We start from the raw sequence: 26617 nt of genomic DNA on the forward strand, positions 1-26617 counted from the left end.
TTTTAATTTAGTTTAATCATGATTCGCCCAGTAAATAACGGCATTTACTGCTCTGTTCCATTCTTCAAGGTTTTTAGACAACTTTAAACTTTTATTCGGTTCAATCCTTTTGTCCTCCTGCCATAGTGCCTGTAATTCTTCCAAGTCTTTCCAAAATCCAACTGCCAGGCCCGCTAAGAATGCAGCACCCATTGCTGTTGTTTCCGTTATTTTTGGTTTTACTACAGTAGATTTCAGTATATCGGCTTGAAACTGCAATAAAAACTGATTCTGTGTTGCTCCTCCGTCCACACGAAGCTCCTTGATCTTTGTTTTGGAGTCTGCTTCCATGGCTTTGAGGATGTCATGCGTCTGATAAGCTATGCTTTCAATAGCTGCTCGTGCTATATGCGCATCCGTAGTTCCTCTTGAAATACCGAAGATGGTCCCTCTTGCATTGGCGTCCCAATGGGGAGCCCCTAATCCCGCAAATGCTGGTACTAAATAAACGCCGTCTGTGTTGTCGACACTCGTGGCCAAAGCCTCGATATCGGAAGATTTTTTCATGATCTTTAACTCATCTCGTAACCACTGCACAACAGCACCTCCAATAAAAATACTTCCCTCTAGAGCATAAACAACCTCTTTACCTATTTTCCATCCAATTGTCGTCACTAGTTTGTTTTCGGATTTAACAGGTTTATTGCCGATATTCATCAAAAGGAAACAACCAGTACCATATGTGTTCTTCGCCATCCCTTTCTTAATGCACATCTGACCGAAAAGTGCTGCTTGTTGGTCTCCTGCAATTCCTGCAATTGGAATCGACCTGCTTCCAAGTTCTTTTGAAGTCTCTCCATATATTTCGGAGGAACTTTTTACTTCCGGAAGCATGGACTCAGGAATATCAAATAACTTCAAAAGGTCTTTATCCCATGATAAATCCTTAATATTATAAAGCATTGTTCTGGAAGCATTAGTCACGTCCGTAACATGTTCCTTTCCGTCAGTCAGATTCCAAATTAACCAAGTGTCAATTGTGCCAAATGCTAGTTCATTGCGTTCCGCAAGTTTCCTAGCTCCTTTGACATGGTCCAAGATCCACTTGATCTTGGTAGCTGAAAAATAAGAATCAATCAATAAACCGGTTTTTTCCTGTACCGTATCTAAATGACCATCTTTGATCAGTTTTGCACAATAATCTGCCGTTCTTCTGTCTTGCCATACGATTGCATTATAAATTGGTTCTCCAGTTCGACGATTCCATACTACCGTGGTCTCCCTTTGATTGGTAATTCCAATACCCTTGATAGAGTCTAATTTAGTCTTTGACTTGGCAAGTGCCTCTGTCAATACTGCTAATTGGCTCGACCAAATTTCCTGAGGATCATGCTCAACCCATCCTGATTTTGGATAGATCTGTTGAAACTCCTTTTGGGCAATATTGACAATCTCGCCTTTCTTGTTGAAAAGAATCGCTCTTGAACTCGTTGTACCTTGATCTAATGCAATAATATATTCCTTCATTATAATTTTTATTTATAAATTATTGAACTATAAAGTATAGCGCTTTGCTAGTTCAATATATTGGTTAACTTCTTCTTGTATCCATTCCTCTGTTTTTCCCAATTCCTTTGCCATAAGTTGAGCAACTTTTGGTGCGGCAATCATAGATGCTTTTGCATCTAATAGCAATAGCCTACAGCGTCTCGCTAGAAAATCTTCTACCTTTCTTACCATCTCATACCGACATGCCCATACCACCTCTGCAGCATTGTATTCATAGCCTTCTACCAATAATTCTCGCAGACTATCGTCTTCCTGAATCAATTGCTGAATAGCTTGGTAATCCTTCCCATAAAGATTCCAATGGGCATGATAAACATCGGGTGTAGATCCATGGATCGAAAGATGTTTTGTTCGACAAGGAATGTCTTTCAATCTTGCAACTTGGATTGCCATATTTACAGTGTCCTCTGCCATTTTGCGATATGTTGTCCATTTTCCACCAGTTATGGTAACGAGGTCTGATTCACTACGTATCAATTTATGATCCCTAGATATCTCCTTAGTACTTTCATCGTCATCCTTTGGTGCAGCAAGTGGTCTTAGACCTGCATATATAGCCAATATATCTTCACGCTTTGGAGCAGGGTTTAGGTAGCTGTCTGCTGTTTTTAGTATAAACTTGATCTCATCTTCCATAGGTCGCGGTTCGATCATATGCTCATTTATTGGAATATCTGTCGTTCCCAGGAGAACTTTTCCATGCCAAGGGACACCAAATAGCACCCTGCCGTCACTCGTTTCCGGAATCATGAGCGCATCATGCCCATCCAGAAACTTTTGGTCAATAACGATGTGTGATCCTTGACTTGGTCTAACTAAATTTTTATGACTAGGGGAATCCATCTTTAAAATGTCATCTACAAACACTCCTGTGGCATTAATAACAGATTTAGAATGAATGCGATATGTACCCTGATTTTCAGTATCTCTTATGGTAATTCCATTGATCTTTCCTGTCTCATTTTTATGCAATTCTATTGCTTCCATATAATTCAAAATAGTCGCTCCGTGCTCAAAAGCTGTCTGTCCTAAATTTACAGCCAACCTGGCATCATCGAACTGTCCGTCATAATATAGAATTCCACCTTTTAAGTTCTTCTGGTTGATATGGGGAAGTTTTTTAATCACATCATCTTTTGAGAGTCCTGCAGAATTCCCTATCCTTAGCTTCCCAGCAAGCCAATCATATAATTTTAGACCGATTAGATATTTGAGTTTGCTATATATGCTATAGACCGGAATGATAAAGGATTGCACGGAAGATACGTGGGGAGCGTTTTTAAATATTAATCCTCTTTCCCTTAAAGCGCCCATTACGAGTTTAATATCTCCATTCGCCAGGTATCGAACCCCACCATGAACTAATTTTGTACTTTTACTTGAGGTACCTTTTGCGAAGTCATATTTCTCTATGAGAAGCACTTTAAATCCCCGGCTAGCAGCATCAACGGCAGTTCCTAAACCTGTCGCGCCACCCCCGATTATTACCATGTCCCAAATTATAGATTCTTTAAGTTTATTGAGTTGATCTGATCTGTTGATTCCAGCGAGCATGTATATGTGTTTTATGCTAAATGTAAGCATTTTTAAGAAGAAATTAAATATCAGACCAATTCTTTAACTTGATTTAATTTCAAAATTAAATCCTTAAAATTTAGTGCTTTATGGTTGATTAATTGCTAAATAATTCATTAAATTAGAGTTTGTTAAAAAAATATTAAATTAAAATAACCAGATTAACAGACTTTATTTCTCTTAAATTTTCTTTAATATTGTTGAATGTTTAATCTGTATTAAATCATACATATTAGAATTGGTAATAATTCATTTACGCAAACGTTTGATTTGTTCTAAATGGGTGTAAACCAATATGTATGGCTTAAAATAATAAAGATATGACTGAATATAATAACCGAAAACTGAAAAGTTTTCCTACACTTGTGAAACTAAATCTATTTATACAATTTTTATGATACAATAATCTAATGACATGGCGAAAGGTAATCTGAAATGGATTAGTTCTACGCAGTCAATTAGCTTGTTATATCCAATTGAATCATAAATTTTATGAAAGAAAATAATAATAATTCTAGGCGCGATTTTATCAAAAAATCGTTGATTGGGGCTGCAGCATTTACTATTGTGCCTCGCTTTGTTCTTGGAAAAGGCTATTTAGCACCTTCTGATCATTTAACTAAAGGGGTTATCGGTGTCGGATCCATGGGTAGAGGTCACTTTGAGTATGCCGGTACTAAAACCGTTGCTATTTGTGATGTGGATACCAGACATTTAGCAATAGCTCAAAAAGCTCTTGGTGGAGGTATCAAAGAACATCATGATTTCCGCGATTTAATCCACAATTCGGAGGTTGATATCGTGCATATCGCAACTCCTCCTCATTGGCATGGTTTGATGGCTGTCGAAGCTGCTCGATCGGGTAAAGATATCTGGTGTGAGAAACCTATGACTAGAACTATTGGTGAAGGTAAAAAAGTGAAAGAAGCTGTTAAACAGCATGGTAATATTTTTAGATTAAATACCTGGTTCCGCTTTGATGCTAATTTCTATGGAATGAATGTTCCAGTTAAGAAGATTAAAAAATTAGTGGATACTGGCATGTTAGGATGGCCACTGAAAGTTACGATCAGTAAGCATACAGGATTCGATTGGAAATTCTATTGGGTTGGTAAAACAAACCTTCCGGTTGAACAAGTTCCAAAAGAGTTGGATTATGAAATGTGGTTAGGCCCTGCACCTCATAAACCTTACAACGCTCACCGTACTCATTTAACGTTTAGAGGTTACTGGGATTATGATGGTGGTGGTTTAGGAGATATGGGACAACACTATATGGACCCGGTTCAGTATTTCTTGGGTAAGGATAATGAAAGTCCTGTAAAAATTGAAGTTGATGCTCCGCAACAACATTCAGATGCGGTAGGAATATGGAGAAAAATTACCTATACCTATGCGGATGGTTGTCAAATCATCTTAGATGGAGAAGGAACTGAAGAAGGTAAAGCATATATCGAAGGTCCAAATGGTAAATTGTACCGTGGATTTGTATCGGATATTCCAGATTTGGAACGCAAATTAGCGCAATATCCTGATCCAGCTCCTCAAATGACTGACTTCGTTGAAGCCGTGCGTACTCGTCAGAAATTCGCTCTAAATGAAGAAAATGGTTATTACTCTTGTACTTTGATCAACTTAGGATTGGCAGCACTTCGTCTTAACAGAACATTGCATTTTGATTCTGCTAAACAAGAGTTTGTAAATGATGACGCAGCAAATAGATTAATTAACCAGCCGATGAGAGGACCTTGGTCTTTCTAAAACCTTAAGACATGAAAAAAGTATTTAACACCATAGCCGCATTATTATTTTTACAGGTTGCAGCATATGCTCAGCAACCAACAGGCAGAACTACAGCGACCAAAATTGCTGATGTGCTTGCCCAACAGCCTGCTGAAGAACAAGCTAAATTCTTAATGGCAATGAAGGAATTAGAAGGTTTTACTTCTGATGATGTCTCTGCTCTTTTGCTTGGCTTGAAACCTCAAGGTAGTAATAATGCTCCTGTAGAATATGCTACCAATTCTTATGCATTCTTTGTGATGCAGCCTAACATGGAAAGCCAACGTGCTACCTATGTAAAAGGTCTTTTGGATGCATTGGATAAATTGACCGATAAAAACAATAAAGGATACGTATTAGAAGTTTTAAAATTCTGCGCTAAGAATGACGCTATCGATAAGGTTGCACCTTATTTAGCGGATGAAGAATTAGCTGAAAAAGCGGCACGCGTATTAAACGCTGTACGCACTCCAGAAGCTGCGGCAGCATTAAACAATGCCTTGAACAGTTCAGCGACTGAAAAAACAGCTACTGCCATTGTTTCAGCATTAGGCGATCTGGAAGCAGCTGAATCGGAAGCAAAGATCATTGAATTAATCGGAAAATATACTTCTGATAATTTCCAATTAGCTGGTCTTACTGCTTTAAGTAAAATTGCCGGACCTAATTCTGCTGACCTTTTCTTGAAAAAAGCGGAAGAGAAAAGCTACCAATATGACAGAACAAATGCTGCTAGTTTAGCTGTTGACTATGCTGAAGGTCTTGCTAAAAAAGACAAAGATGCTGAAGCTACACGCTTTGCAACGCTTCTCTATAAAAATGCAACAGCATTAAAAGCCCCAACCATTCAGGCTGGCGCTATTTCTGTATTAACTTCCGTTAACCCTGCTAAACAAAAGAAACAACTGATTAAATTGGCTTCTAGTGAAGACAAACTTCTTCGCAATGTTGCTTTGGGCTTATTGGCGGAAGATGCTAAAGCCTCTGATCTAGTTAAATTGGCTGGTTCACTTAGAAAATTGGATGGGGATGCGCAAGAAAGCCTATTAAACTTCCTAGCAACGGAAGATGCAACGGGCTCTATTAAAGCAATTGAAAAAAGTTTCCCGGCATTGAAAGATGAGGAAGCTAAAATTGCTGCATTAAACGCTCTTTCTGTTCTTTCTAAAGGTACAAACTCAGACTTTTTGATAAAACAGATTCCTTCTGCTTCAGATAAAGAACTAGCGGTAATCAAAACTTTACTTCTATCATCGAAAGATAAAGCGGCGATGGATGCAGTAAATGCTGCTGTCGCTTCTGCGGATGCTAAGACACAAGTTGCTTTGTTGGATGTATTGTCTCAGCGTACGAATGCTGCTTCTGCAGCTGCTGTATTGCCTTTGACTGCTTCTTCCGATGCAGCAGTGAGATTGGCTGCTTTTAAAGCATTGCCAACTGTAGTTAATCCTGATAATTTAGAAGCCGTAATTCAATTGTTGGATAAAGCTTCTGGTGAAGAAGCTCAATATGCACAACAAGCTGCAATACTAGCGATCAATGCAAGCTCAGACAAGGATGCTAAAATCCAACGTCTTGCAGCTAATATCTCTCGATCTGCTGCGCCTTCTGCAGGGAAATATTTCCCAATTTTTGCTGGGGTAGGTGGTGCTGACGCTCTAAAGGCTGTTGAAAACTACGTTGGTAGTAATGGCCCGCTTAAAGCTGAAGCAGTTCAGGCATTGGCAAATTGGTCGAATTCTGAATCATTGCCTATTCTAATCAAACTTTCTAAAACAGAAAAAGATCCAGCTTTATTCAATACGGTATTCAATGGATTGCTTAAGCAATTGAATGCTAGCAAGGTTAATCCGGATCAAAAAACATTGTTGCTGAAAGATGCCTTTGCATTAGCGCAGGATTCTAAACAAAAAAGAGCCGCTTTAGGCAACCTGCAGTCTACTGGTACTTATCAAGCCTTGATGTTCGCTGCAAAATATATGAACGATGCTGAATTAGGCGGTGCTGCTAGTAATGTTGCTATGAACATTGCGATGGACAATAAGGCATTCGTTGGTCAGGATGTACGCAAAATATTAAATGATGCAGCTGCTAAACTTTCTGGTAGCGAAAGCTCGTACTTGAAAGAGGCAATCGTACGTCATTTAGCTGAAATGCCTAATGAACAAGGCTATGTTTCCATGTTTAATGGCAAAGACCTTTCTGGATGGCAAGGGCTTGTGGAAAATCCTATTAAACGTGCAGCAATGTCAAAAGCTGAATTAGCTAAGAAACAGGTTGAAGCAGATAAAAAAATGCGCGAAAGCTGGACTGCTGAAAATGGTGATTTAGTATTCAGTGGTCATGGAGATAACATTGCTACCATCAAGAAATATGGCGATTTTGAAATGTTGGTTGATTGGAAATTAGATCCTAATGGAAAAGAGCCTGATGCAGGAATCTACCTTAGAGGTACTCCTCAAGTTCAGATTTGGGATATCTCTCGTACAGAGGTTGGTGCTCAAGTAGGTTCTGGAGGTCTGTATAATAACGCTAAAAACGCAAAAGACCCTTCAAAAGTTGCTGATAACGCTTTGGGTGAATGGAACACTTTCAAAATCAAAATGATTGGCGAAAATGTATCTGTATGGTTAAATGGTGAGTTGGTTGTGGATAATGTTCCTTTAGAAAATTACTGGGACCGCAATCAATCTATTTTCCCTACAGAACAGATTGAGCTTCAGGCACACGGTTCTAGAGTATGGTATCGCGATATCTACATCAAAGAAATCCCTCGTAAAGAAGTATTTGCATTGAGCAATCAAGAAAAGCAGGAAGGATTCGAGGTATTATTCGATGGTACAAATTTAGATAAGTGGACAAATACTCCTGCATACGAAATTACGCAGGAAGGATTCATCCGCTCAAATCCTGATGCTAAATTTGGAAAGAACCTTTATACCAAGGATCAATACGGTGACTTTGTTTATCGTTTTGATTTCAAACTGACTCCTGGTGCTAACAATGGGGTAGGAATTCGTACTCCATTAGAAGGAGACGCTGCCTATGAAGGTATGGAAATCCAAGTCTTGGATGACGGAGCAGATGTTTACAAAGACCTTAAACCTTACCAATACCATGGTTCTGTTTATGGAATTATCGCTGCTAAACGTGGTGCTTTAAATCCTGTTGGCGAATGGAATACGGAAGAAATCCGTGTTCAAGGAAGTAAAATCAAAATTACTGTCAATGGAAAAGTAATTGTTGATGGTGATTTGAAACAAGCAACTAAAAACGGATCGGCAGATGGTAAAAGCCATCCTGGTTTGAATAATGCTTCTGGACACATTGGATTCTTAGGTCACGGAACTGAAGTGTTCTTCCGCAATATTAGAGTTAAAAAATTGTAACGATTTTTTAAATATCATAGAGCGCCAACAAAACGTTGGCGCTTTTTTTATGCTCAAATACGTAAAATAAAGTTGACAAAGAAGGGATTCTTTATGGATTCTCGTATACTTGCCTTATAAAACAACAATCAATTATTCATGCGTAAGATTAACCTAATAATCTCTCTTTTCATTCTTGGTCCTATAGGGAACAGTTTCGCACAATTATCACCTTTAACAGTCGATAAAATCATGCGCGATCCAAAATGGATGGGTACTGCGCCATCAAATTATCGGTGGTCTGAAAATAGTAAATACTTATTCTTTGATTGGAATCCCGAAGCAAAGGATAATGCTCAAGTCTATCGGTTGGATGTAAATTCCAAGAAATATGAGTTAAGTACAGATAGTATTGCAAAGCTAGAAGAGGCACCGGAGTATATCTTTAATAAGGATAAAAGCTTGGCTGTTTTTGAAAAAGAGGGTGACCTTTTTTTAAAAAATAAACAGAATAAGGTTATCCGATTGACCGAAACTATAGATCGTGAAAATCCTCTTGCCTTCTTAATCAATAATGAACTGGTTTTCCAGCGCAATGAAAACCTCTATGTGATGGATTTTGCAAATAATGCCACTCGTCAGTTGACTAATTTTCAAAAAGGATCTGCTCAAAAAGATGCTTCCAAATTAAGTGATCAGGACCAATGGTTAAAAAAGGATCAAGAAGAACTTTTTGATGTTTTTAAGGAAGAGGACCGTTTAAAAGAAAAACCTAAAAAATCATCCGATAGAAAAACTCAATATTTAGGCGATGGATTCTTAGGCGGGGTGTCTGTCAGCCCAGACGGGAAATATGTAAGTTATCGATTGATCTATCCGGCTAAAGGTAACAGAAACACCATTGTGCCTGATTTTATTACCCGGTCGGGATACGTTGAAGATCTCAATATGCGTACTAAAGTAGGCAATGCTTTGACTCAGTTCAAATCATTTGTCTATCAAGTTCAGCAGGATACTGCCATTGAAGTTAAGGCCGCAAATATTCCCGGAATTAAAGATTTACCAAAATATCTTTCCGATTATCCCGAGCGATTGGCAGAACTTCAAAAAGAAAATAAAGATAGAAATGTCTATTGGGGAATAACTTCATGGTCTCCGGATGGTAAATATGCCGTTATAACCGCAAAATCGCAGGATAATAAGGATTTTTGGATTCTAAAAGTAAATCCAGAAGATGGAACCATTCAAACTTTGGACCGACAGCATGATGATGCTTGGATCTCTGGCCCGGGAATTGGAAGGGATGTCAAATGGCTGAATGAAAATAATTTCTATTTTCAAAGTGAAGCTTCAGGCTATTCTCATCTTTATACCTATAACCTCAATAACAATAGTAAGAAACAGCTTACCAATGGTAATTGGGAAGTACAATCTGTGAAACTTTCTAAGGATGATAAGACATTCTTCATCTCCGGAAATAAGGAACATCCAGGAATTACTCACTTCTATAAGTTGCCAGTTGAAGGTGGAAATCTAATCCAGATTACTTCAATGAAAGGTGGCAATGAGGTAACGATGTCTCCAGATGAGAAATGGTTGGCGATCAATCATTCAACAATGAACAAGCCTTGGGAACTCTATTTGCAGAATAATAAATCCGATGCTGATGCCAAACTGATTACGAAGTCTACATCTGCTGAATTTGATAGCTATGCATGGAGGGAACCTGATATGATAAAGTTCCAGAATAGATATGGCGACGATGTATATGCTCGTGTATATCCTGCTAAAAATCCACATCCTAATAAACCTGCTGTTGTATTTGTACATGGAGCAGGTTACTTACAGAACGTACATTATTGGTGGAGCCAGTATTTCAGGGAATATATGTTCAATAATATGTTAGCTGATAATGGATATACGGTAATCGATATTGATTATACAGCAAGCTCAGGTTACGGTAGAAACCATAGAACAGGAATTTATCGCCATATGGGAGGTAAGGATCTTACCGATCAGGTAGATGGTGTAAAGTACTTGGTGGATCATTATGATGTTAATCCTGCGAATGTAGGGTTATACGGAGGTTCGTATGGAGGTTTTATCACCTTGATGGGGCTATTTACCGAACCTGATGTTTTTAAGTCTGGTGCCGCTTTAAGGTCGGTTACCGACTGGGCACATTACAACCATGGTTATACAGCTAATATTCTAAACACTCCTGTTGAAGATCCTATTGCTTTCAAAAGAAGCTCTCCAATCTATTTTGCAGACAAGTTGAAAGGTAATCTTCTAATGTTGCATGGTATGGTCGACGTCAATGTGCAGTTCCAAGACATTGTCCGCCTTAATCAACGTTTAATAGAACTTGGAAAGGAAAACTGGGAATTGGCAGTGTATCCGGTAGAAGATCATGGATTCGTACAACCAAGCAGTTGGACTGATGAATACAAGCGTATATTTAAACTTTTTGAAACCACCTTGAAAAAGTAAACCTTTTAAAAGACAAAAAGAGGGATGAAATCTAAATTTCATCCCTCTTTTTTTATATATTTATTCTTATCTTAAACCTAATTATTAACCAATTATTCAGTATGTTATGAATTATAATCGACTACTTCTCCTGATTATTTCATTCTCTGCAGCAGCAACTATGTTCTACTTTTTATTTGGCCCCAACAAGGAAAATAAAACCTTAGGCTATTTTGCTTTATTGGTACTCATTGGAACCAATGCCTTTTATTTTTTCTTTTCCAATGATTGGCGAAAGGATAGAAGATAATCAAATTCCTTAAGCAACATCTCTTAAATCGACAGCGACCACTCGGGAAACTCCTTGCTCAACCATCGTTACGCCGTAAATAATATCTGTACTTGCAATCGTACGTTTATTATGGGAAACGACAATGAATTGTGACTGGCTCGAAAATTCTCTGATAATATTGTTGAATTTATCAATGTTGGTGTCATCCAATGGAGCATCTACCTCGTCGAATATACAGAATGGTGCCGGTTTCAATAAGTACAGCGAAAATAGGAGGGCAGTTGATGTCAATGTTTTCTCTCCACCTGATAATTGGTTGATCGACAATGGACGTTTTCCTTTAGGACGGGCAACAATGTCAATATCAGATTCTAATGGATTATTGGGGTCACTTAAAACGATGTCACAAGAATCTTCCTCGTTAAATAAGGACCGGAAAACCTTGATGAAATTCTCACGGACAGTTGTAAAGGCATACATAAACTTATCATTTGCCGACTGGTCGATCTCTTGAATGGTACTTAGTAACGATGCCTTCGCCTCCATAAGATCTGTCTTTTCTTTTTGAATAAATCCATGGCGCTCATCCATTTCATCATAAGCCTCTTTTGCCATTGGATTGATGCTGCCATAATCATCCAATTGCTTTTTCAGTTTTCTACAGCTGGTCTCTAAATCTGACATTGCCGGTCTTTCCTCTGGTATCTCTGCCTCCAATAGATCTTGTAGTTCAATGTTAAACTCAACTGAAAGTCTTTCCTTAAGTGCATTTAAGTCGATCTGTAAAGTTGTTTTCTTATCCTTGAGCTGAGAAATCAATGAATCGGAGATGTCTTTGGATTTACGAAGTTGATTGACCTCGTCCTCCAGGTCGTTAATGATTTTTCTAGTTTTAAAAAAGTCTTCCTCAACCTCCTGCAATCCCTTCTCCAAAAGTTCCTTCTGCTCATACATCGAACCTAGGTCAGTGTCGTTATGGTCTACAAAACTCAAGGCTTCTTTTAAGTCTGCTTTCACTTTTTCGAATTCAAGATTGAATTTTTCAATTCGTTCTTCAAAATTATCACGTTGTGTTTCGCGGAATTCAAGATCTCTTTGAATGCTGTTGACCTTGTTTTGTTGCTGATGGTATTTAATGTTTTCTTGATTGAAAAGTGATGATTTCTCGTTCATAACCTCTGAAAGTTCATGGTGGCGGTCTTCTAATTCACTCAATACACTTTGGTTCTGCTTCGCAGTTTCTTTAAAACTGTCCAATTCAGGCTCAGATTTCTCTAATTGAGACTTAATTGTCATGACTTTTTCCTCAATGTCTTGCCTTCTTGTCTGGCTTGTGTTGATAAAGGTCTGATACTGTTCCTGTTTGGTTTTGACAGAAGTTAATTCATTGCTAAGTCTATTCAGTTGAATACGTTGTTCATCAATGAATTCCTTTTGCGAACTTCCTTTCAACCCAATCAATTGTCCGTTTATATCCTCCTGCAATTCTTGAATTGAATCAATTTCTTGATTGAGATCCTTGATTTCTTTCTCTAGAATTTCTAAGTTCTTTGCTCGTCCAATCCTTTTTCCTTCGAATAAACCTACTGAACCTCCGCTGATGCCGAGTTTGTTCTTGGCATATTTTCCCGCTTTCTCCAATATGACCAAGTGCTCGGATGGAAGGTCCGAATCAAGGTCAATGCCTGATTCAGAATCAACCAAATACACATCTTTTAATAAAATCTGGCAAAGCGATTTATACTTCTCGTCAACAGTGATGATATCCATTGCTGGAATAATTCCTTGTCTTTCCGAAAGTAAATGTTCTGATTTGTTTAAATCCTTAATTGTTTCTAATACAAAGAAATTAGCTCTTCCTCTTGAAGCATCACTTAATAATTTAATTGCATGAACAGCATCTTCCTTTGTTTCCACAACATAATGATTCATGATGGGTTCCAAGAAGTTTTCTATAGCAACTCTGTAATCCTCTTTACAGAATAAAATATCGGAAAACAATGGTGGAGTTTTTTTCCAGCCAGCATGTTTCTTCAGGAATTTTATTGATTCTGGAAATCCTTCTAAATTATCAACTAAGGATTTGGTAAGGTTATATTCATTTTGTTTTGAATCGACACTTCTCGCTTTTCTGCTCAAATCTTCGGATGCTGTCCTCAGTTTTTCTTCACATTGGCTAATTTGCCTTTGGATTTCCTCCTCTACGCGCATCGCTTCAGCAAATTGATCTTGCTGAATATTCACCCGCTCTTCTAATTCAGCAACAACTTGATTGAAGTGATTCAATTCTATTTCCTTCGATGCTGTATCATTGCTAGTGCGCAGTGATTCTTGTTCTAATGCTTCCTTTTGAATACTTAATACTGCCAATTCTTTTTCCAAAGCATAGATCTGACTTTGAAGCGCCTGGCTGTTCTTTGAGAATTCATCCAATTTTGCTTTAGCAGAAAGCTGTTGTGACCTCAATTCTTCAACCTCATCCTTTTGGCTGTCTAAATTCGTTTTAACAGAATCTAAGGTGTTCTGCTCTTCAAACAGCTCTTCGTTAAGACGTTTTATTTGATACTCAACATGGCTTAACTGTTGCCTGTCGTTTTGAAGGTCATTCGTTAATCGAGTTTCCTTTTCTTGCAAATGTACCAACTGCGCATTCTTTATCTTTTTTTCAGATTCATAGGACCTGATTTTATTCACATACTCATTTGTTGCCTTTTGCTGTGCTGAAAGATTCTGCTCTTTGGAAAGAATTTCCGTTTTGATTTCCTGAAGCGTTTTTTCCTTATTGTCCATTTGGCCAAGGACTTGATGAAGCTTAGACTGCTGTTCTTCCTCTTGGTCTGTTATACGCTCTAAATCAGATTGAAATCCTTCTAATTTATAATAGGCTAAACCAATACTGGATTCTTTATATTCATCTTTCAGTTTAAAGTATTTTTCAGCTTTTTTAGCTTGATTCTCCAAGGATTTCAGGTTCTTGTTGATTTCATATAATAAATCATCAACTCTTGACAAGTCTGCCTCAGTATCTTTAAGTTTTGAAAGAGTTTGTTTCTTCCTTACTTTATATTTTGATATACCAGAAGCCTCCTCAAATAGCGTCCTCCTCGAATTATCTTTGTTGGCAATAATCTCATCGATCATCTTCAACTCAATAATAGAGTAGGTGTCAGCACCTATTCCTGTATCTAAAAATAAATCAGTGATATCCTTTAACCTACATTTTACATCGTTTAATCTGTATTCACTTTCCCCAGTTCTAAATAGTTTTCTAGTGATGGTTACAGTAGCAAATTCTGTGGGTAATATATTCTTACTGTTGTCGAAAGTCAAAGAAACCTCAGCAAGGTTTGCTGCTTTACGATTCTTTGTACCGTTGAAGATGATATTCTCCATCTTGTCAGAGCGTAAGTTCTTCGTGCTCTGTTCTCCTAGTACCCAACGCATCGCATCAACAACATTAGATTTTCCACATCCATTTGGACCAACGATAGCAGTTACACCCTCGTTAAAATGGATAGTTACCTTATCACCAAAACTTTTAAATCCTTTGATTTCTAATTTTGTTAATTGCATTAGCTCTTTTTCGTAAAAAAATGTTCGCGAAATTAAGGAATTTCAATTATGATTGAAATAGCCTAAACCGATGATGCTCGTTATAAGGAAGTTAGCTTATCCTTTGATATCCTTAAAATACACAAAATGTGCAATGGCATCCTGTTGGATCCTAAAAATCCCTTTGGATATTCTGAGATAACCTGAAATAGCAGTCAATGCCCATGCTATAGGAGTAGTAACCTCCAATTCAGGACTGGTAAGGTATCCAAAATCATAGAAATCACCATAATTCCTTATGATCTCAATATCCTCTTTTTCTTCAGGTTTTAGATTAGGCTCATTCCAGCGCCATGTCCACTTCGATTCTTCTGAATCCAAAGATCCCACTTTCTGAAACGTAAGTTTTAGGCTAGAATTGTCCTCATTGTGAAAGGTAATAATGTATTGTTCCCAATCGACTGTATAATTTGAAAATTGACCAAAGCCATAGTCACTCTCTAAAATCTCCTGTTGGTCGGTAATATACTCATGCGCCTTTTCATGTAATACACGAAAAGATTCATCTATCTTGGGTTTCTCAAGGCTCATAGGCCATAAATATAACAAATCATTGAAAATTAGAAAAGCCCAAATAAATGGGCCTTTCTGTTTTTATGGATGTATTGTAAAGCTGCCTATGTTGAAAATATTATTCAGTGATATAATAAACACTGTAAGTAAGCTCCAAAGGATAATTTGAATCACCCTTCGATCCTATAAGGACAAAATTGTAGTGCTTGTTTTTTTCTAATTCAATCTCATCAATTTTTGCCAATACAGCCCCCTTGTCATCTGTTACAGTAACAGAAGTCTTACCAGTGTTCGATTCTCTGAAAATTTGTGTTTGTGCCAAAGTGGAAGGATTTTCCTTTACGCGGTTGGTAGATCCAACAATCTCTTGGGTTCCAACCTTAAAGTTTACCTTTTCAACTCCATTTGCTAAATGAAAGAATCTCACCCCAGTTTTTGTTCCGGCATTTTTTAATTCTACATCTGGAACACGGATGAATTCAGGATCTTCTTGCGTGCCGTAAACCATACAGCTATAAACCACGCTATCTGCAAAAGTTAAGGTTGTATCAATTATTGCCTTATTATCTAGCCTGTCGATAACCTGAAGCTTTTTATTCCCAGGTATCGCATAGAACATGGAAATGCCTTTATAATTTGGATTAATCTGATTCAATAAATTTCCATTAACGGCATACACGATTCCGGTATTCTTTGGATAGAAATTAAAAAGGGATACAGCAGGATAATTTAAATCTGGATAATTATCGTCTTCCTTTAAACAGCTAGTTAAGGTTAATATACTTAGGACGATGATTAAGAATAAGCTATGTTTTTTCATTTGTTCAGTAAATTCTTTTTTTGAATAACATTTTTGAACGTTCAATAAAAAAACGGTTGTGCTTTTCAATTCGCTACAGCTGTATATAAATTATTTAGATAGTCTTCCTATTTGGGTTTAATTTTTCCTTCCCGATCCTTTTTATAAACTCCTCTAAACCTATTTTTTGGATGCTATAAACTTCATGTTCATAAATAGGTAATAACTCCATCAAAACAACGCCTGCAGATTTTCGGCCGTCTTTTATGCGTTCTGATAATTTTACATCCATTGGGGGAATAACTACAAAAGCATTCAAATCAGAGTTTTCACTAATCTTCTGCCCAATTCGTATGATCTCTCCAGAATTAAACGGACAGTCTCCTCGCAATTGATTAGTAAGATACCCAACAATATGAGCCCAGGCCATATCATTAGAATCCATTTCAAGGTATAATTCTACCTTATTATGTTGGTCAGGGTGCGAAGCAAACGACAGTCCATAGGAAAAACTAATCATTGGATGGTTGCCTGTATTTGGAAAGACTAAAGTATAGACAAAAGGAAGTTTCTTTTTAACACTTTTCTCACGGAATACCGAAGCATTCTGTCCAAAAACTGACTCCAATTGCCCACGATAATATTCCAATGGAGACTTTAGAAAGTCGGGTTTTTTAAAAATCATCTGAAGAATTAACCTGTTTTTTATTGCTAAAATAGCTAATTATGCAAAAATTACAGAAAAAGCTGTCAAATTGACTTAAAAATAACATTGGAATATAAGTTGATAAATTGTGTACGTATAAATCAAAGAAAAATATAAACATTAAACATATGCAAGAAGAGAAAGGTACGATTTCAATTCACACCGAGAATATCTTCCCGGTAATTAAGAAGTTCTTATACTCAGACAACGAAATATTTTTACGTGAGTTAGTGTCAAATGCAGTAGATGCTTCTCAAAAAATAAAAAGATTAGCCTCTCTAGGTCAATACAATGGTGAAGTTGGCGACCTAACCATTCAAGTGAAGGTAGATGAGTCTGCAAAAATGATAACTATCTCTGACAATGGTATCGGAATGACAGCGGATGAAATCAAGAAATACATCAATCAAATCGCTTTTTCAGGTGCAACCGAATTTATGGAGAAATTCAAGGAAGCTAACGATGCCAATGAGATTATTGGACGTTTCGGTCTTGGATTTTACTCTGCATTCATGGTGGCTGACCAAGTCGAAATTGACTCCCTGTCATATCAAGAAGGAGCTGAACCTGCACATTGGGTATGTGATGGCTCTACTACTTATGAAATATCCTCCGGACAACGTACAACCCGTGGTACGGATGTAATCCTTCATATTAATGAAGAATCATTGGAATTCTTACAAAAAAATAGAATCCAGCAAATCCTGAATAAATACTGTAAATTCTTACCTGTTCCTATTCAATTTGGAACAAAATCAGAGTCTGAACCGGATGGCGAAGATGAAGAAGGCAAGCCGAAGTATAAAACTGTTGAAGTTCCTAATATCATCAACAATACGCACCCGGCCTGGACTAAATCCCCATCAGAGCTTACAGATGAAGATTACTTAAAATTCTACCACGAATTATATCCTCATTCAATGGATGAACCATTATTCTGGATTCATTTAAATGTGGATTATCCATTTAATTTAACCGGTATTCTCTATTTCCCTAAAATCAAAAATGAATTAGAGATCCAAAGAAATAAAATTCAACTCTATTCTCGTCAGGTATTTATTACGGATGAGGTTAAAGATATCGTTCCTGAATTCCTTATGCTATTGCAGGGAGTTATCGATTCTCCAGATATCCCTTTGAATGTTTCAAGGTCTTTCTTGCAGGCTGATAGTAATGTGAAGAAAATCAATAATTACATCACGAAGAAAGTAGCTGATAAATTGAATGAAATCTTTAAGGCAGACCGTAAAGGATTTGAAGAAAAATGGCCAGACATTAGTTTGTTCATCAAATATGGTATGTTAAGCGATGAAAAATTTGCGGAAAAAGCAAATGATTTCTGTCTTCTTCAAAACGTAAATAAGGAGTATTACACCTTCAAGGAATATTACGAAAAGGTGAAGGATATCCAAGTTGATAAAGATGGTAACATCATTTACATATATACGCAGGATAAGTCCCAACAAGATGGATATATTGCAGCTGCATTGGCAAAAGGCTACGATGTCTTAAACTTTGATGGTCCTTTGGATACTCACTTTGCAGGCTATCTAGAGCAGCATGGAGGTGAAAAAATCCAGTTGAAACGCGTTGATGCTGATGTTATCGATAAGTTGATTGCTAAAGATGAAAAAATAGAGCAAACATTAACGGAGGATGAAAGCAAAAAAGCATCTGAGCTGTTTGAAAAAGCAATCTCACGTCCTGATATGAAAGTAGAGGTTGATGCTTTGAATGCAAATGATCTTCCTGTTTCTGTAACTATCGATGAATTTATGCGTCGTATGAAAGATATGGCAAAAACTGGAGGCGGTATGGGATTTTATGGAACTCTGCCAGATAATTATAAGGTAACTGTAAACGGTAACCATCCTTTGGTAAAACGAATCCTTGAATCTTCGGAAGAAGATGGCGAAAAACTTGCTAAGCAAGCATTTGATTTAGCTCTATTATCACGTGGATTACTTACTGGTGCTGAATTAACAGCATTTGTAAAAAGAAGCGTAGATCTTATTTAATACATTATCAAATATCATATATCGGAAAAGAGTTGCGAGAGCAACTCTTTTTTTTTCCTGCTCAATTGAAATAACACGGGTTTTGGCCAAGTTTCAGTCGTGTTTTAGTCGTGAATAATCCGCACCTTGGTTGGACATTGTCCACAGCTCGTCCGCTCACAAGCGGACGAGCTCCGGATGAGTTTTGGACAAGGTGTGGACGAGACACGAGCAAAACACGAGCAAAACACGACTAAATATCAATCCCTCTTTTAGGAAAAATCAATACCTAAATTAGGAATGAAACTTTGTCATTTATGATTGGGAAATTTTCTAGGAATAGGGCAGGGAATGTAATTTTAGGAGAAAAAAAAAGGGACTTAATTAAGTCCCAATTGTTTATCATCCATGTATTTTAACATTTTCTTGAGTTCCGGATCGTCAAAATATGCTAAGCTTGAACTTGCAATTTTTCGAGCCATTCTGAACTCTTTCTTTTCCAATTGATCGGATGCAAGATTCACCGCCATGGAAATAAGATCTTTATTATCTTTCAAGCCAAGACCTTGGTTTTTTGCAAGTTCTTCTATAACTAAATCATGGTAGGCCAAAGATTTCTCTATATTCTTTTCTTGAAAACTTAAGAATGCCAATTGGTTTGCATTAATAGTATAAACTTTACGTACTTCCTTGTCGTCTTTTAGGAAGGGAAATTTTTCAGTCCATGCATCGATACTATCCAATGAGCTTTGTAAATTGTTTTTATCTGAAACTAAGCTGATCAAAGACGCCGAAATCATCGTTTGTACTTCCTTATCATTATTATTTTCATGATAACATGAAGTTAATAAGGGCAAGGCTTGGTTTACATTCTTGTTGACTGCTAATTTGATTGCTTTTTCTTTATTCTCCTTGTAGGAAATTGAGTCTGACTCTTGCGCTAACACGCTACTCGATACGCTTAATGCTATTATTACGGCAGATATTTTTAAATACATATGTTTAATCATAGAAACAAAACTATAGGATTTGCAAGTGTTTTTATAACTCTTAACTTTTCTTAACATGTCAATCTGCATTGAAATTCAATAAACCGCAATTTAAGGGGCTCAATTGTAACAAAAATATAGTGAAAACAAGTTTAAAGTCCTTTTGAAGACTTGAAAAGCAGTTTTAGTCGAAGGTAAGGCCTGCAGATATTGTTCTACTGGCATTATGAATTAGGAAGATGAATGATTGAAAAAAAGATTGGCCTTTCAGAAATTAGATGATGTTTTTTCGGAATTCAAATTCTTCTTTAATTTCATTCATGGATTTGATATTTAAGATTAAGATAGGGAACGATATAATTGAACATAGCCAAAGGAACATATGATCAGTTATCATCCCAAGTGAAATGGAGGTAACCCAATAAAGACTTAATGCTATTACATGAATGAGTATTATGGTCTTCAACCTGCTCAGCTTTTTTACCAAAACAGCTTCGCTTAATTCTTGAAACTTTGTGGTCATGCTATTAACGTATCTATTTGATTATTATATAAATATAATAAACGTTTAACTGCGATTTTTTAGACATTCAAAAGTTAATAGAAACTTAATGTTATGGAAATAATTGGAAAGAAACCATTCGTTTTTAGTATATTAAGCCAATAACAAAATATAATCTCCTAAACATGAAAATTTTTATAAATAAACTTATTCCAGAAATTGGGATGCAAATACTCGCACGTCCAGACATTGACTTATTAATGCCTGAGAATCCTGAGATTTCATATGAAGAATGGATTTCTTATTGCCAGCAATGCGATGCTATATTAAATATTGGAGCATACAAAATCGATGCAAAGTTTTTTGATCTCTGTCCGTCTGTAAAAGCTGTATCCTTGTTTTCCGTTGGATATGATCAAGTGGATTTAGAGGAGGCAACAAAACGCGGAATTCCGGTTTCAAATACGCCTGATGTGCTAAGTAAAGCAACGTCAGATATTTCGTTTATGTTGATGTTGATGACCTCCAGATTAGCTTCATTCAATACAAATCAAGTTAGAATCGGTGTTCGCTTTAAATATTTTAATCCAATTGCAAATTTGGGACAGGAACTATATGGGAAGACATTGGGCATATTCGGTTTAGGAAGGATTGGGTATGAGATGGCGATCAAATGCCAAGCGGCATACCAAATGCCAGTAATTTATCACAACCGAAACCGCAATATGGAATTGGAGGAAAAATTAGGGGCTCGGTATGTCAGTTTTGAAGAATTATTAAATCAATCTGACGTTCTGTCTATACATGCGAACTATTCACCGGAATATCATGGTTATTTTAATGCCTCTGTATTTAATCAGATGAAGCCGAATGCGATTTTGCTGAATACGGCTAGGGGTGGTTTTGTTAATGAAATCGATTTAGATTCAGCCTTAAATGCTGGGAAACTATGGGGTGCAGGATTGGATGTCACTGATCCAGAACCTATGTTGCCCGACAATCCTCTTCTAAAGCATGAACGAGTTTGTGTATTGCCGCACATTGGTTCAGCCACAATTGAGGCGAGGTCAGGAATGGCAAGAATTGCTGCTGAGAATATCGTAGCATTTATAGAAGGAAAACCATTGAATACCTGCCTAAATCCAGAAGTATATACTAATGAATAGAATACTGATCGCCCCAAATAGTTTTAAAAATGCCTTAACGGCGGAAGAAGCATCTGAAGCGATTGCTTCTGGTCTAAGGAATTCGGGACTTCGGGCAGAACTTATTTCATTTCCTATTGCTGATGGAGGCGATCAAACCTCATCACTCTTAGTCAAGCATCTTAAAGGAAGCATGAAAAGGGCAGAAGTACATGGAGCCTATTTGAAAAAGACAAGGGTATCTTATGGTGTAATCAATCAAGGGAAAACTGCGGTTATCGAAATAGCAGAAACTTCTGGTTTCAAATCGATACAAAATCGTCTGAAGTCACCACTGAAATCAAGTAGCAAAGGATTGGGTCAGTTGATTTGCAAAAATATGGATGCTGGAATTCATGATTTTATCATTTGTTTGGGCGGATCTGTGACTGTGGATGGGGGAATAGGCATGTTACAGGAGTTAGGGCTGAAATTTATGGATTCAGATAACAAGGAATTCATAGCAATGCCTGATTCTTTTGATCAGGTTGAATCAATGGACATTTCAGCATTGCAGAAAATAAGGTCCTTATGTTCGTTTACTGTCCTGTGTGATGTTGATAATAAACTATTGGGAAAAAAGGGGGCTTCACATGTGTTTGGTCCACAAAAAGGTGCCAATGAACTGGATGTGGACAAATTAGAAAGTTTTTTGAAGTTGTTTAATGCTCTAACAAAAAAGTCGATAGGCAAGTCATTGAATAACGTTGTAGGAGGAGGAGCAGCAGGCGGATTAGGGGCAGCGTTTGATGTCTTTTTGAATGCCAAATTAAAACCTGGAGCATCGACCTTCTGTGAGCTAAGCAACTTTGAGGATGAATTAAAACGTGCTGATTTACTGATAACTGGAGAAGGAAGTATTGACAGCCAATCTCTGAATGGAAAGGGTCCGGTTGAAGTTGCTCGATTAGCCCGAAAAAATAAAATACCTTGTATTGGATTAGCAGGAAAAATTCCCTTAACTATCAATTCTGAATTGCAGGAATTGTTCATGATGCTATTATCAATTGGGTCGAAGCCAGAAAAGTTGGAGGAGGCTATAGCAAATACGAAGGAAAATCTGAGAAGGACCGGTAAACAGGTAGGGAATTTATTAAATCAATTATGTTATGTTAAGAATTAGAACAGCCTCCATTATATTATTTACAGCAGTTACTTTCCAATTATCAGCTCAGTCTGGAAATGATCTCAGCAAATATGTCAATCCATTTATTGGAGCAAGTACCAATACAGCAACTTCATATCATGGACTTGGAAAAACGTTTCCTGGAGCGACTACCCCATTTGGTATGACGCAGGTAAGCCCTAATACCATAACTGGAGGGGATAATGGTCCTGGATATAGTGATGAGCATAAAACTATTGAAGGCTTTGCTTTTACCCAGATGAGCGGGATAGGATGGTATGGAGATCTTGGGAATTTTTTGGTGATGCCGACGACAGGAAAGCTGTTGGTGGTAGCTGGTAAGGAAGGTTCGGATGAAATTGAAGGTTATCGATCTACCTACGATAAAAGTTCGGAAAAAGCTGAAGCAGGATATTACTCGGTTTTTTTGGATCGATACCGGATAAAAACCGAAGCAACAGCATCGCCATATGGAGGAATGCTCCGTTTTACATTTCCGAAGAGTGATACTTCAAGAATTCAGATTGATTTAGCAAGAAGAGTTGGTGGTACCTCCACAAGACAATCTGTTCAAGTTGTAAATGATCATACCATTCGAGGATGGATCAAATGTGACTCCACTGGAGGAGGCTGGGGAAATGGTGATGGACATCCCGATTATACTGTGTTTTTTTATGCAGAATTTAGCAAGCCTCTCAAGGATTTTGGATTTTGGGCGGTTGAAATTCCAAAAGATCAAGGGAGGAAAAACCAAGATGTTGCCAGTTTGCCATACCAGAGATTGATAGAACAGGCAAAGATTATTAAGGGAGCTTATGAAGTAGAGGCCGACCATGTTGGATTTTTCTCTGAGTTTCCTACGGAGGAACAGGAGGAGGTACTTTTGAAAGTAGGGATATCATTCACAGACTTAAAGGGGGCTGAGAATAATTTCAATGCTGATGTGAAAGGAAGAGGATTTGACGATATGCGAATGGCTGCGAAAGATGCTTGGGAGAAACAACTGAACAAAATTTTGGTAAAGGGAGGAACGGAAGATGAGAAGACAATTTTCTATACTTCACTTTATCATACCATGATTGATCCGAGAAGCATAACAGATGTAGATGGACGTTATCCGCGACCAAATGGCAAAGTTTACGAGGCAGGTAACTTTACAAAAAGGACAATTTTTAGTGGTTGGGATGTCTTTAGGAGCCAATTTCCTTTGCAAACGATTATCAATCCGAAGCTTGTCAATGACGAAATCAATTCCTTGATCACTTTGGCAAAGCAGAGTAATAAAAACTATCTGGAACGTTGGGAGTTCTTCAACGCATATAGTGGCTGCATGATTGGAAATCCAGCCTTGTCTATTATTGCAGATGCTTATGCAAAAGGGATTCGGGATTATGATAAGGATGAAGCATTGGACCTCATGATTAAAACTTCTGAAAAGTTTGGGAATGGTGAGCTAGGCTATGTTCCTATGGAAAATGGATACAGTATTTCAGAAACATTGGAATTTGCATACACCGATTGGTGTATTGCTCAAATGGCAAAAAGTTTAGGAAAAAAAGAGATTTTTGAGAAGTATATGTTGCGAGGACAATATTATCAGAACATTTATGACAAGGAAAAGAATTGGTTTCGGCCAAGGAAAAAGGATGGTTCTTGGCAGGAATGGCCAGAGGAAGGCCGTTTAAAGGAATGGTATGGTAGTATTGAAGCCAATTCATATCAACAGGGTTGGTTTGTGCCACATGATGTAGATGGGATGGTAAAATTAATGGGGGGAAGGGAAAAAGTGTTGAAGGACCTTCAGGAATTTTTTGAAAAGACTCCTCAAGACTTTTTATGGAATATTTATTATAACCACGCAAATGAACCTGTTCATCATGTTCCTTTTTTATTTAATAAACTAGGAGCGCCAGAACTAACTCAGAAATGGACCCGATATATTTGTGAACATGCTTACAAAAATGAAGTTGAAGGATTGACTGGAAATGAAGATGTCGGCCAAATGTCAGCATGGTATGTACTTGCGGCAGCCGGAATTCATCCGCTAGCTCCTGGGGATCCTGTTTATGAAATCACCAGTCCAGTATTTGAGGAGGTCACCTTCAATCTCGAAAATGGAAAGAAGTTCAGTATTATCGCCAATAATAATTCGAAAGAAAACATCTACATACAGTCAGCAACCTTAAATGGAAAAACATATACTTTACGACAGTTAAAACATGAAGATTTAATTAAAGGAGGTGTGTTAAAATTAGAAATGGCATCAAGTATTAAGAATTAGAAAATTTTTAAGTCCATAAGCCAGATTAATTGCTCGTGATTTCTTTAATTGAAATGCAGGCGGTAATTTGAAATTGACTGTTAACTTATTAGTAATTAGATAGATAAAAATTAGAAAAAATGCCAAGCTAGGAATTTCTTCCTTATTTTAGATAGCTATTTTACATTATATAAAATAAATTAATAGTTAACTTAGTTCCTAGTAAACACTAACTTATTATGAATTCGATTCCTCAATTAAGTAAGGTTGTTTTAGCAAAGGCTAGGGCAAAGGGATATGATTTGCCGGACAATAGTCATTATGCAGTTCAGGAATGGCTATTTATAGAGCATCATATTTTTGTATATGTGACACCGACCAAGAGTTTTTTTGGTGGATTTGAGTGGAGGTATACGATCAATGATTTTGGTCGGCCTTATGATGTGCCATCAGGTATGGTATATTTTGATATACAAAAACCACTTTTGATTGGATTAAGCAAACTAATAGATCATATATAAAAATCACAAAGGATTAAAAAAGAACTTATTTCCTCTATGAACAGGAGAATAAAAATACATCGGGCCGATGAAAGTGCCTAAACTGAAGTTAGAATGTTGCTATGTAGAGGTTACCCCAAGGTAGCCTCTTTTTGTTAGCGTACCTCAAGAATAAAGGACTTATGTTACATACTATTTATATCAATGCTGGAAAAAGAGCGAAATATATTGTAAGAAATAAAGGAAATGATTTTTATCTGATTTCATTGCTTGATAATTCCATGATTAGGATTTCAGGTCAAAACTTGTTTCAAGCCATTATGGAAAGTATGCTGAGGTTGGAAAATGTCGACCATAACTTAATAGAGCTTCGGGAATTTGACGATTGGCGAGAAGGGTTGAATTGGTTAATGGACTAAAATAAAGCTAATAAAATAAACAAAGGAAAAATATAGTGATACAAACAGCTTTAAATATTTATGGAAGATGTTATGTTATTATTTCGGAACAAATGGAGGGAGGGGTTTGTGTTTCAATATGGAAAACGGATAATAATTTTGAAATAATTAAGGAAATTGATCGTGGATTTATCAATAAAAATGAGATTAAATTTCATCAAGAACTTCGAAATCGAGCTATTAAAAAAGGACAATTTATTGAGAATTTTTCTTCAATATTGGATGATTGATTGGCTTTTTCCCTAAAAATATGCCCTAAGCTTTGTACTCTTCAAAAGTAAGCTTAGGGCAAGAAAACCTCCGAGTTAGCAGAGTATGTTAGTGTGAGCCGGTTCAAAAAGGAGCAATACCTTTCAGGAATTTTTAAAAGCCATAAGTCCCCAATTCTCATTGATGAATTGGGGCTTTTAATAAATGGAATAGATTTTTTCTGAAGGATTTTAATTCGAAGAAAGATAAAAAATGAATATCCGAAATCTTTTGATGAATATCTTGGAAACGGTAAATGAAGATATTTTAAAAACTTCTGTCCCATGTTTTTAAATTTTTACATTTAATTGTTGTAAATATTTAAGGAAAAACTATTAATATTTCGTTAATAGAAATTTAATATTATTTATTTAAATAAATATAACTATTAAAGATAATTATTATTATGTATAATAAGTTTATTTGTTGCAATTTTTTTTAATTAATTGTAAAAGGATTCAATAAATCTATTAAGGAATAGTTTTTTGTAACAGGAGATAATTGGAAGTGCTAGTTGGATAGATGGGAAGAAATGGTTTCCAGAGCTAAAGCTCTGGAATAGCTTTGGATCATACCGAAAGTTTGGGGGGTAAAGATTTTTAAGCATACAATTTCATCACTCTGTACAGAAAGAATGTCGTGTCCCTTACGCCACGAAAGACGCTCCTGAAAGCTTTAAGTTTTG

Annotated in this window: 18 protein-coding genes; 10 read left to right on the forward strand and 8 right to left on the reverse strand. The window is 36.9% G+C overall.

The window, feature by feature from the left end; genetic code table 11:
• Positions 1-12: 12 nt before the first annotated feature.
• Positions 13-1506 (reverse strand): glycerol kinase GlpK, encoded by a 1494-nt coding sequence (glpK, locus tag E0Y80_RS19035; protein ID WP_156309244.1) that lies wholly within the window; start codon positions 1504-1506, stop codon positions 13-15.
• 27 nt (positions 1507-1533) lie between these two features.
• Complete coding sequence (locus tag E0Y80_RS19040) at positions 1534-3102, reverse strand: glycerol-3-phosphate dehydrogenase/oxidase (RefSeq protein ID WP_156309245.1); 1569 nt, start codon at positions 3100-3102, stop codon at positions 1534-1536.
• A 513-nt stretch (positions 3103-3615) separates the two neighbouring features.
• Between E0Y80_RS19040 and E0Y80_RS19045 the strand changes: the two genes are divergently transcribed.
• From E0Y80_RS19045 to E0Y80_RS19060, 4 genes are all read left to right on the forward strand, one after another.
• Positions 3616-4884: a Gfo/Idh/MocA family oxidoreductase gene (locus tag E0Y80_RS19045; RefSeq protein WP_156309246.1), complete on the forward strand. Its 1269-nt coding sequence runs from the start codon at positions 3616-3618 to the stop codon at positions 4882-4884.
• An 11-nt stretch (positions 4885-4895) separates the two neighbouring features.
• Positions 4896-8294 (forward strand): 3-keto-alpha-glucoside-1,2-lyase-like domain-containing protein, encoded by a 3399-nt coding sequence (locus E0Y80_RS19050; RefSeq protein ID WP_156309247.1) that lies wholly within the window; start codon positions 4896-4898, stop codon positions 8292-8294.
• Between the two features lie 138 nt (positions 8295-8432).
• Positions 8433-10766, forward strand: a complete 2334-nt coding sequence (locus tag E0Y80_RS19055; RefSeq protein ID WP_156309248.1) for a S9 family peptidase — start codon at positions 8433-8435, stop codon at positions 10764-10766.
• 106 nt (positions 10767-10872) lie between these two features.
• A complete protein-coding gene (locus tag E0Y80_RS19060) occupies positions 10873-11055 on the forward strand; it encodes a hypothetical protein (protein WP_156309249.1) in 183 nt (60 codons plus the stop codon).
• Between the two features lie 9 nt (positions 11056-11064).
• Here the strand turns inward: E0Y80_RS19060 and smc are convergent, their stop codons facing one another.
• The 4 genes from smc to E0Y80_RS19080 form a co-directional block, all read right to left on the reverse strand.
• Positions 11065-14610 (reverse strand): chromosome segregation protein SMC, encoded by a 3546-nt coding sequence (gene smc, locus E0Y80_RS19065; RefSeq protein WP_156309250.1) that lies wholly within the window; start codon positions 14608-14610, stop codon positions 11065-11067.
• A gap of 96 nt (positions 14611-14706) precedes the next feature.
• Positions 14707-15180 carry a DUF6882 domain-containing protein gene (locus E0Y80_RS19070; protein WP_156309251.1) on the reverse strand — a complete coding sequence of 158 codons (474 nt, stop codon included), beginning with the start codon at positions 15178-15180 and terminating at the stop codon, positions 14707-14709.
• Positions 15181-15280: 100 nt separating this feature from the next.
• Positions 15281-15982, reverse strand: coding sequence for a DUF4397 domain-containing protein (locus tag E0Y80_RS19075; RefSeq protein WP_156309252.1), 702 nt, complete (start codon positions 15980-15982; stop codon positions 15281-15283).
• Positions 15983-16076: 94 nt separating this feature from the next.
• On the reverse strand, positions 16077-16646 hold the full coding sequence (locus tag E0Y80_RS19080; RefSeq protein WP_156309253.1) for a suppressor of fused domain protein: 570 nt from the start codon (positions 16644-16646) through the stop codon (positions 16077-16079).
• 149 nt (positions 16647-16795) lie between these two features.
• Here E0Y80_RS19080 and htpG point away from each other — a divergent pair, with 149 nt between their 5' ends.
• Positions 16796-18685, forward strand: coding sequence for a molecular chaperone HtpG (gene htpG, locus E0Y80_RS19085; RefSeq protein WP_156309254.1), 1890 nt, complete (start codon positions 16796-16798; stop codon positions 18683-18685).
• A 359-nt stretch (positions 18686-19044) separates the two neighbouring features.
• On the opposite strand, the gene E0Y80_RS19090 is transcribed toward htpG, so the two are convergent.
• Positions 19045-19662 carry a hypothetical protein gene (locus tag E0Y80_RS19090; RefSeq protein WP_156309255.1) on the reverse strand — a complete coding sequence of 206 codons (618 nt, stop codon included), beginning with the start codon at positions 19660-19662 and terminating at the stop codon, positions 19045-19047.
• Between the two features lie 265 nt (positions 19663-19927).
• Positions 19928-20176 carry a hypothetical protein gene (locus E0Y80_RS19095; protein WP_156309256.1) on the reverse strand — a complete coding sequence of 83 codons (249 nt, stop codon included), beginning with the start codon at positions 20174-20176 and terminating at the stop codon, positions 19928-19930.
• Between the two features lie 164 nt (positions 20177-20340).
• On the opposite strand from E0Y80_RS19095, the gene E0Y80_RS19100 reads away from it, so the two are divergent.
• From E0Y80_RS19100 to E0Y80_RS19120, 5 genes are all read left to right on the forward strand, one after another.
• Positions 20341-21321: a 2-hydroxyacid dehydrogenase gene (locus tag E0Y80_RS19100; RefSeq protein ID WP_156309257.1), complete on the forward strand. Its 981-nt coding sequence runs from the start codon at positions 20341-20343 to the stop codon at positions 21319-21321.
• A complete protein-coding gene (locus E0Y80_RS19105; protein ID WP_156309258.1) occupies positions 21314-22462 on the forward strand; it encodes a glycerate kinase family protein in 1149 nt (382 codons plus the stop codon). The genes E0Y80_RS19100 and E0Y80_RS19105 overlap by 8 nt, the downstream gene beginning before the upstream one ends.
• Entirely contained in the window at positions 22449-24746 is a 2298-nt protein-coding gene (locus E0Y80_RS19110; RefSeq protein ID WP_156309259.1) for a GH92 family glycosyl hydrolase, read from the forward strand. Before E0Y80_RS19105 ends, E0Y80_RS19110 begins: the two co-directional genes overlap by 14 nt.
• 218 nt (positions 24747-24964) lie before the next feature.
• Complete coding sequence (locus E0Y80_RS19115) at positions 24965-25246, forward strand: hypothetical protein (RefSeq protein ID WP_156309260.1); 282 nt, start codon at positions 24965-24967, stop codon at positions 25244-25246.
• 161 nt (positions 25247-25407) lie between these two features.
• Positions 25408-25644: a hypothetical protein gene (locus E0Y80_RS19120; RefSeq protein ID WP_156309261.1), complete on the forward strand. Its 237-nt coding sequence runs from the start codon at positions 25408-25410 to the stop codon at positions 25642-25644.
• Positions 25645-26617: the final 973 nt, after the last annotated feature.

Origin of the sequence: Sphingobacterium endophyticum, from assembly GCF_009733535.1 — a bacterium.
In the GTDB taxonomy this organism is placed as follows: Bacteria; Bacteroidota; Bacteroidia; order Sphingobacteriales; family Sphingobacteriaceae; genus Sphingobacterium; species Sphingobacterium endophyticum.

Bases quoted from the DNA above. Each gene is read 5' to 3' on its own strand.
- glpK (WP_156309244.1), bottom strand. From the start codon at position 1,506: ATGAAGGAATATATTATTGCATTAGATCAAGGTACAACGAGTTCAAGA.
- E0Y80_RS19040 (WP_156309245.1), bottom strand. From the start codon at position 3,102: ATGCTCGCTGGAATCAACAGATCAGATCAACTCAATAAACTTAAAGAA.
- E0Y80_RS19045 (WP_156309246.1), top strand. From the start codon at position 3,616: ATGAAAGAAAATAATAATAATTCTAGGCGCGATTTTATCAAAAAATCG.
- E0Y80_RS19050 (WP_156309247.1), top strand. From the start codon at position 4,896: ATGAAAAAAGTATTTAACACCATAGCCGCATTATTATTTTTACAGGTT.
- E0Y80_RS19055 (WP_156309248.1), top strand. From the start codon at position 8,433: ATGCGTAAGATTAACCTAATAATCTCTCTTTTCATTCTTGGTCCTATA.
- E0Y80_RS19060 (WP_156309249.1), top strand. From the start codon at position 10,873: ATGAATTATAATCGACTACTTCTCCTGATTATTTCATTCTCTGCAGCA.
- smc (WP_156309250.1), bottom strand. From the start codon at position 14,610: ATGCAATTAACAAAATTAGAAATCAAAGGATTTAAAAGTTTTGGTGAT.
- E0Y80_RS19070 (WP_156309251.1), bottom strand. From the start codon at position 15,180: ATGAGCCTTGAGAAACCCAAGATAGATGAATCTTTTCGTGTATTACAT.
- E0Y80_RS19075 (WP_156309252.1), bottom strand. From the start codon at position 15,982: ATGAAAAAACATAGCTTATTCTTAATCATCGTCCTAAGTATATTAACC.
- E0Y80_RS19080 (WP_156309253.1), bottom strand. From the start codon at position 16,646: ATGATTTTTAAAAAACCCGACTTTCTAAAGTCTCCATTGGAATATTAT.
- htpG (WP_156309254.1), top strand. From the start codon at position 16,796: ATGCAAGAAGAGAAAGGTACGATTTCAATTCACACCGAGAATATCTTC.
- E0Y80_RS19090 (WP_156309255.1), bottom strand. From the start codon at position 19,662: ATGTATTTAAAAATATCTGCCGTAATAATAGCATTAAGCGTATCGAGT.
- E0Y80_RS19095 (WP_156309256.1), bottom strand. From the start codon at position 20,176: ATGACCACAAAGTTTCAAGAATTAAGCGAAGCTGTTTTGGTAAAAAAG.
- E0Y80_RS19100 (WP_156309257.1), top strand. From the start codon at position 20,341: ATGAAAATTTTTATAAATAAACTTATTCCAGAAATTGGGATGCAAATA.
- E0Y80_RS19105 (WP_156309258.1), top strand. From the start codon at position 21,314: ATGAATAGAATACTGATCGCCCCAAATAGTTTTAAAAATGCCTTAACG.
- E0Y80_RS19110 (WP_156309259.1), top strand. From the start codon at position 22,449: ATGTTAAGAATTAGAACAGCCTCCATTATATTATTTACAGCAGTTACT.
- E0Y80_RS19115 (WP_156309260.1), top strand. From the start codon at position 24,965: ATGAATTCGATTCCTCAATTAAGTAAGGTTGTTTTAGCAAAGGCTAGG.
- E0Y80_RS19120 (WP_156309261.1), top strand. From the start codon at position 25,408: ATGTTACATACTATTTATATCAATGCTGGAAAAAGAGCGAAATATATT.